This window comes from Actinomyces urogenitalis DSM 15434, from assembly GCF_000159035.1.
Classification (GTDB): domain Bacteria; phylum Actinomycetota; class Actinomycetes; order Actinomycetales; family Actinomycetaceae; genus Actinomyces; species Actinomyces urogenitalis.
In genome coordinates, this window is sequence record NZ_DS999576.1 from 425,314 (window position 1) to 432,552 (window position 7,239).

Below are 7,239 nucleotides of genomic sequence, written 5' to 3' on the forward strand. Positions count from 1 at the left end.
GCCTGAAGCGGCACCGGCACGTGGCCAAGGCCGCCTTCGCTGGAGTCGAACACGTGTTCCAAGGTGGCGGCCTCTCCCCCTAGAATCTCGCCCGTGAACGACTCCCTCATCATCCGTGGCGCCCGCGAGCACAACCTCAAGGGCGTCAGCCTCGACCTGCCCCGAGACAAGATGATCGTCTTCACCGGTTTGTCCGGCTCCGGCAAGTCCTCCCTCGCCTTCGACACGATCTTCGCTGAGGGCCAGCGCCGCTACGTGGAGTCCCTGTCCTCCTACGCGCGTCAGTTCCTGGGTCAGATGGACAAGCCGGACGTCGACTTCATCGAGGGCTTGTCCCCGGCGGTGTCGATCGACCAGAAGTCGACCTCGCGCAACCCCCGCTCCACGGTCGGCACGGTCACCGAGGTCTACGACTACCTGCGCCTGCTCTACGCCCGTGCCGGCGTCCAGCACTGCCCGGTGTGCGACGCCGTCATCTCCTCCCAGACGCCGCAGGCCATCGTCGACCAGGTGCTCGGTGGCCAGGAGGGCACCCGCTTCCAGGTGCTGGCGCCGGTTGTGCGGGGCCGCAAGGGGGAGCACACCGAGCTCTTCGAGGACCTCGTCACTCGTGGCTTCTCCCGGGTGCGGGTGGACGGCGCCGTCCACCGCCTGGGAGAGGTGCCTGCCCTGAACAAGAAGATCAAGCATGACATCGAGGTCGTCGTTGACCGCCTCGTCATCCGCGAGGGCATGCGCCAGCGCCTGACCGACTCGGTGGAGACGGCGCTGGGGCTGGCTGAGGGCCTGGTGGTCATCGACCGCGTGGACCTGGACGAGGATGATCCGGCACGCTTCCAGCGCTTCTCGGACAAGCGCGCCTGCCCCAACGAGCACCCTCTCCAGCTCGATGAGATGGAGCCGCGCACCTTCTCCTTCAATGCCCCCTACGGTGCCTGCCCGGACTGCACCGGCATCGGCTCTCGACTGGAGGTGGACCCTGAGCTCGTGGTCCCTGACGAGGAGCTGACCCTGGCCGAGGGCGCGATCGCCCCGTGGACCGGGCACCAGGAGCACTTCACTCGTCAGCTCGCGGCGCTGGGGGAGGACCTCGGCTTCGACGTCGACACACCATGGCGCGCGCTGCCGCAGCGCGCCAAGGAAGCGATCCTGCGGGGCAAGGACTATGAGGTCAAGGTCCGCTACCGCAACCGCTGGGGGCGTGAGCGCATCTACTCCAGCGGCTTCGAGGGCGTGCTCGACTACGTCATGCGCAAGCATGACGAGACCGAGTCCGAGCTCTCGCGCGAGCGCTATGAGGGCTACATGCGCGAGGTGCCCTGCCCCACCTGCCACGGTGCGCGCCTCAAGCCCGAGGTCCTGGCCGTGCGCGTGGGGGACAAGTCCATCGCCGAGCTCGCCGAGCTGCCGGTGGGGGAGGCCCGTGACTTCCTGGCCGACCTGCACCTGGAGGGCCAGGCGGCGGCTATCGCCGGCTCGGTCCTGACTGAGATCAACGCCCGCCTGGGCTTCCTCGTGGACGTCGGGCTGGACTATCTCAGCCTGGCCCGCGGCGCCGCCACCCTGTCCGGAGGTGAGGCACAGCGCATCCGGCTGGCCACCCAGATCGGCTCAGGGCTGGTCGGCGTGCTCTACGTCCTGGATGAGCCCAGCATCGGCCTGCACCAGCGGGACAACGACCGCCTCATCGAGACCCTGGAGAAGCTGCGGGACCTGGGCAACACGCTCATCGTCGTCGAGCACGACGAGGACACGATCCGTTCGGCGGACTGGATCGTGGACATCGGTCCCGGGGCGGGTGAGCTGGGTGGCGAGGTCGTCTACGCCGGGCAGCTGCCCGGGCTCCTGGAGGCCGAGGGGTCGGTGACCGGCGACTACCTGGCTGGGCGGCGTCGGATCGAGATCCCGGCCACCCGGCGCAAGCGGGAGAAGGGGCGCGAGCTCACCGTGGTCGGCGCGCGCGAGAACAACCTCAAGGACGTCACTGTCACCTTCCCGCTGGGCCTGCTCACCGCCGTCACCGGCGTTTCCGGCTCAGGCAAGTCCTCGCTGGTCAACTCGATCCTCTACCAGGTGCTGGCCAACCGGCTCAACCACGCCCGCGGCGTGCCCGGGCGCCACAAGACGGTGCGTGGTCTGGACAACCTGGACAAGGTCGTCCACGTTGACCAGTCGCCGATCGGGCGCACCCCACGGTCCAACCCCGCCACCTACACCGGCGTGTGGGACCACATCCGCAAGATCTTCGCCTCGGTGCCCGAGTCCAAGGTCCGCGGATACGGTCCTGGTCGCTTCTCCTTCAACGTCAAGGGCGGTCGCTGCGAGGCCTGCAAGGGTGACGGCACGCTCAAGATCGAGATGAACTTCCTGCCAGATGTCTACGTCCCGTGCGAGGTCTGCCACGGCGCGCGCTACAACCGCGAGACCCTGGAGATCCGTTACAAGGACAGGACCGTGGCGGACGTGCTGGACATGACGATCCACCAGGCTGCGGACTTCTTCGCCGCCACTCCGATCATCGCCCGTCACCTGTCCACGCTGGTGGACGTGGGCCTGGGCTACGTGCGCCTGGGCCAGGCCGCCACGACGCTGTCGGGAGGCGAGGCCCAGCGAGTCAAGCTCGCCACCGAGCTTCAGAGGCGCTCGACGGGCCGGACTATCTACGTCCTGGACGAGCCGACCACCGGCTTGCACTTTGAGGACATCCGCAAGCTGCTCGCCGTCCTCCAGGGCCTGGTGGACAAGGGCAACTCCGTCGTCGTCATCGAGCACAACCTCGACGTCATCGCCAACGCCGACTGGGTCATCGACATGGGCCCCGAGGGCGGCAAGGGCGGCGGGACCGTGGTGGCCACCGGAACCCCCGAGCAGGTCGCCAGGAAGCCGGAGTCCCACACCGGCCGCTACCTGACGCCCCTGCTCGCGCGGGCTAAGGGCTGAGGAGGGCAAACGGCGTGTCACGTCCGGCATGGGAACGCTAACCTGAGGCCATGAGCGAGAACGGACTCAACGCCGCCCAGAAGAAGATGCGTGACGCGGGCGTCGCGCAGCAAGCGATCGACGTCTTCAGCCACTACTACCGCGAGCTGGAGAACGGAGCCACGGGGCTGATCCCCGAGGACACCATTGAGCCACTGACCCAGATCGACTCCCTCGACAGCGTCTCGGTCAGCCCGGAGCAGGCGCGCGATGCACTGTCTAAGACGGTGCTGATCAAGCTCAACGGGGGACTGGGCACCTCGATGGGCATGGACAAGGCCAAGTCCCTCCTGCCCGTGCGCGATGGCAAGACCTTCCTCGACCTGATCGTGGGGCAGGTCAAGGCGGCCCGCGTCAAGTACGGCGTGACCCTGCCGCTGATCTTCATGAACTCCTTCCGCACCCGCTGCGACACCCTGGAGGCCCTTGCGGCCCATCCCGGCATCGAGGTGGAGGGCCTGCCGCTGGACTTCCTGCAGAACCGGGAGCCGAAGCTGCGTGCCGACGACCTGACCCCGGTGACGTGGGAGGCCGACCCGGAGCTGGAGTGGTGCCCGCCGGGCCACGGTGACATCTACACGGCCCTGGTCGCCTCAGGCGTGCTCGATGCCCTGCTGGAACGCGGCTACCGCTACGCCATGACCTCCAACTCCGACAACCTTGGGGCCGCTCCCTCGGCGCTCATCGCCGGTTGGTTCGCCGCCTCGGGTGCGCCCTACGCCCCGGAGATGTGCCGGCGCACGCCCGCTGACGTCAAGGGCGGTCACCTCGCGGTGCGCAAGTCGGACGGCCGCATCATCCTGCGTGACACCGCGCAGACTCCGGCTGAGGAGATGCACTACTTCACCGACCAGTTCCGGCACCCCTTCTTCCACACCAACAACCTCTGGTTCGACCTCCAGGTGCTGCGTGACACGCTCGTGCAGCGCGACGGCATCCTGGGCCTGCCGCTGATCAAGAACGCGAAGACCGTCGATCCCTCCGACTCCTCCTCGACGCCGGTCATTCAGATGGAGACGGCGATGGGAGCTGCCGTCGAGGCCTTCGAGGGAGCCACGGCGATCGAGGTGCCGCGCAGCCGCTTCCTTCCCGTCAAGACCACCAACGACCTGCTGCTGGTGCGCTCGGACGTCTACGAGCTCGACGAGGACGGCCTGCTCCAGATGGCGGCGGACCAGGCCTGCACGGTGAACCTGGATACGCGCTACTACAAGAAGATCAAGGACTTCGAGGCGCGTTTCCCCGCCGGGGTGCCCTCGATCCGTCACGCTCGCACCTTCAGGGTCGAGGGGGACTGGACCTTCGGCCGTGGCGTGGTGGCGACGGCGGACGCCGTGGTGAGCCAGGACGGTGCCCCGGGCACCATCGCCGACGGCACGCAGCTGTAACGCGCTGACAGGAACGACGAAGGCCCGGACCGTACGGTCCGGGCCTTCGTGCTTCCGGTGGGCGATACTGGAATCGAACCAGTGACCTCCTCGGTGTGAACGAGGCGCTCTAACCCCTGAGCCAATCGCCCGGTGCGGGTGACAGGCTAGCGGGCGATCGGCGCTGGCTGCAAATGCGGACCCGGTGAGGTGGATCACCGCGGTGTAGTTTGCGATCGGCCGTGGGGATAATGTTATGGTTCTCCAGCACCGAGCGGTTCGCACGAGCCGCTGGAACACATGCGGATGTGGCTCAGTTGGTAGAGCATCACCTTGCCAAGGTGAGGGTCGCGGGTTCGAGTCCCGTCATCCGCTCCGAGGAGCCGGGAGCCTCCCAGCCCCCAGCTTCCCTGGTGGGTTGGCCGAGAGGCTAGGCACCGGCCTGCAAAGCCGTTTACACCGGTTCGAATCCGGTACCCACCTCGGGCGATTGGCGCAGCGGGAGCGCGCTTCCCTGACACGGAAGAGGTCACTGGTTCGATCCCAGTATCGCCCACCATCAGGCTCGCAGTCTCAGGCTGCGAGCCTCATTCGTTCATGAGGCCCGAGGGTGACGGTCGATGTCGCCCAGAGCTCATAGACTTCTCACATGGTTTCGTGTCCGGTCTGCCACCGCCCCCCTCGAGGTTGGCGCAGCGCGCTGTGACGTCTGTGGCACTGTCATGGCCTGGCAGCAGGCTGGCGCCGAGGTACCACCTGCTGTGCCCGCGCCGTCCTCGCCAGCCACTGGTTCCCGGCGAGGACTGATGGTGGTCGCCGTCGTCGGGGTCATCGCGGTCGTGGCAGCGCTGCTCGGCGGGGTGTGGTGGCTGAGGCGACGGCCCGCGTAGCCGACCGAGAGGCCGACGGATCTGGCCGTCGTCGCCGGCGTGGTCCTGTCCTCCGTCGAGGACGCGGGGGTCCGCGAGGCCGTGGCCAGCCTCCACCTGTCCGCCAATACCAGGCTCACCGAGCTGTCCGTTCATGACGCCACCATGCTCACCGGCCTGGAGCAGGTTCCAGGAGTCACGCAGACCTGGCTGCTGGATGAGGTCTCCAGTGACGTGGCGGGCTTCGGCATGACGCCCCTGGCGAAGGTCATGCGCGACGAGAGCGGACGGGTGACAGGGATCCAGCCGCGCGAAGGACCGACCGACGAGTACACGTATGACGAGGCTGGCCGCCTCGTAGGGACCTCCCTGTGGACCTTCGGCTACGACGAGGCCGGGCGGCTCGCGTCCGCCGTCGCCACCGGTGGAGGGCGGTCGGTGCGTTTCTTCTACGACGCCCAGGGGAATCCGGCACAGGTGTGGGACGCGGACCAGCTCACCGCCACCTACGAGTACGACGCCGACGGCCGCCGAGTCGGTCTATGACTACGACGAGCAGGGGCGAGTCGTCCGTGTGCGCCAGAGCGACGACTTTCTCAGCGGCCCGGTCCCGGACACCGAGCGCACGATGACCTATGACGACGCAGGTCGTCCGGTCCAGATGAGCGTGGACGGCGTGGCAGTACTGGACCTGGAGTATGACGACTTCGGCAACATCAGTGCGGCCACGCAGCTGACCGGCACCTATCCGGGACGCTATGAGCTGAGCTGGAAGCGGTACGTCGGTCCCGCCGACCAGGCCCCCGCCCAGGGACTGGTCCTCGAGATCGGATTCCCTGCTCTTCTCGCGACCCAGGACCCGACCATCGTAGTCCAGGTCGGTGGTCTGGACTGGCCGGTGAGCCTGGACGGCCCACAGAATCCGGGAATGAGCCGTGGGGTCCTGACCCAATTCCAGTGGTAGGAGCCTGCGGTCTCGCCCCCCGGTGCCGGCTGAGCGGCCCTTCTCGCTATCCTGCCCCTCGTGGCTGATCCCTCGACCTACCGTCCTGCACCTGGCGAGATCCCGACCTCGCCAGGGGTCTACCGGTTCCTGGACGGCGAGGGACGTGTCATCTACGTCGGCAAGGCCAAGAACCTGCGCGCGCGGCTGTCGAACTACTTCCAGGACCTGGCCGCGCTGCATCCTCGCACCCAGAAGATGGTGACTACCGCCTGCGCCGTGGAGTGGACGGTGGTGGCCACCGAGGTGGAGTCCCTGGCGTTGGAGTACTCCTGGATCAAGGAGTTCAACCCTCGCTTCAACGTCATGTACAAGGACGACAAGTCCTATCCCTACCTTGCCGTGACCATGAGGGACACCTACCCCCGGGCCCAGGTGGTGCGCGGAGCCCGCAAGCCCGGTAACCGGTACTTCGGCCCCTTCGTCCAGGTCTGGTCCATCCGTGAGACCCTCGACCAGCTCCTGCGGGTCTTCCCGGTGCGCTCGTGCTCGGCCGGCGTGTTCCAGCGCGCCCACGCCTCCGGGCGCCCCTGCCTGTTGGGTTATATCGACAAGTGCTCGGCCCCGTGCGTCGGACGCATCTCCGCCCACGACCACCGCGCCCTGGCCGAGGACCTGTGCTCCTTCATGGCCGGGCGCACCGGACCCTACCTGCGCCAGGTGGAGGCCGAGATGAAGGCGGCGGCCGCGGCCCTCGACTTTGAGAAGGCGGCCCGCCTGCGCGACGACGCGGCAGCGCTGAGGAAGGTGATCGAGCGCAACGCCGTCGTCCTGCCCGACGCCACCGACGCGGACGTCTTCGCGCTCGTGCGTGACGAGCTGACCGCCGCTGTTCAGGTCTTCCACGTCCGTGGAGGCCGGGTGCGCGGTCAGCGCGGCTGGGTGATCGACGTCGTGGAGGACGCTTCCGACGCCGAGCTGGTCGAGCGCCTGCTTCAGCAGGTCTACGCCGACCTCGTTGAGCCGGCCGACGGCGAGCCCGGTGCACCGCTGCGCTCGGGCCCCACGACCTCCCTCGGCG

General features: G+C 67.9%; 5 protein-coding genes and 4 tRNA genes. 8 read left to right on the plus strand and 1 reads right to left on the minus strand.

Features of this window, described 5'->3' with window-relative positions; translation table 11 throughout:
• Window positions 1–93: 93 nt before the first annotated feature.
• Window positions 94–2,940 carry an excinuclease ABC subunit UvrA gene (uvrA, locus tag HMPREF0058_RS09995; protein ID WP_006549676.1) on the plus strand — a complete coding sequence of 949 codons (2,847 nt, stop codon included), beginning with the start codon at window positions 94–96 and terminating at the stop codon, window positions 2,938–2,940.
• A gap of 50 nt (window positions 2,941–2,990) precedes the next feature.
• Window positions 2,991–4,367 carry a UTP--glucose-1-phosphate uridylyltransferase gene (locus HMPREF0058_RS10000; protein WP_006549677.1) on the plus strand — a complete coding sequence of 459 codons (1,377 nt, stop codon included), beginning with the start codon at window positions 2,991–2,993 and terminating at the stop codon, window positions 4,365–4,367.
• Window positions 4,368–4,425: 58 nt separating this feature from the next.
• Here HMPREF0058_RS10000 and HMPREF0058_RS10005 read toward each other — a convergent pair.
• Window positions 4,426–4,498, minus strand: a tRNA-Val gene (locus HMPREF0058_RS10005).
• Window positions 4,499–4,648: 150 nt separating this feature from the next.
• Here HMPREF0058_RS10005 and HMPREF0058_RS10010 point away from each other — a divergent pair.
• From HMPREF0058_RS10010 to uvrC, 6 genes are all read left to right on the plus strand, one after another.
• Window positions 4,649–4,721 (plus strand) — tRNA-Gly (locus HMPREF0058_RS10010).
• A 37-nt stretch (window positions 4,722–4,758) separates the two neighbouring features.
• Window positions 4,759–4,829 (plus strand) — tRNA-Cys (locus HMPREF0058_RS10015).
• Window position 4,830: 1 nt separating this feature from the next.
• Window positions 4,831–4,905, plus strand: a tRNA-Val gene (locus HMPREF0058_RS10020).
• A 370-nt stretch (window positions 4,906–5,275) separates the two neighbouring features.
• Entirely contained in the window at window positions 5,276–5,761 is a 486-nt protein-coding gene (locus HMPREF0058_RS10025; RefSeq protein WP_006549679.1) for an RHS repeat domain-containing protein, read from the plus strand.
• Between the two features lie 28 nt (window positions 5,762–5,789).
• Complete coding sequence (locus tag HMPREF0058_RS10030; RefSeq protein ID WP_006549680.1) at window positions 5,790–6,179, plus strand: hypothetical protein; 390 nt, start codon at window positions 5,790–5,792, stop codon at window positions 6,177–6,179.
• Between the two features lie 60 nt (window positions 6,180–6,239).
• On the plus strand, window positions 6,240–7,239 hold a 1,000-nt coding region (gene uvrC, locus HMPREF0058_RS10035), incomplete at its 3' end, for an excinuclease ABC subunit UvrC (protein WP_006549681.1).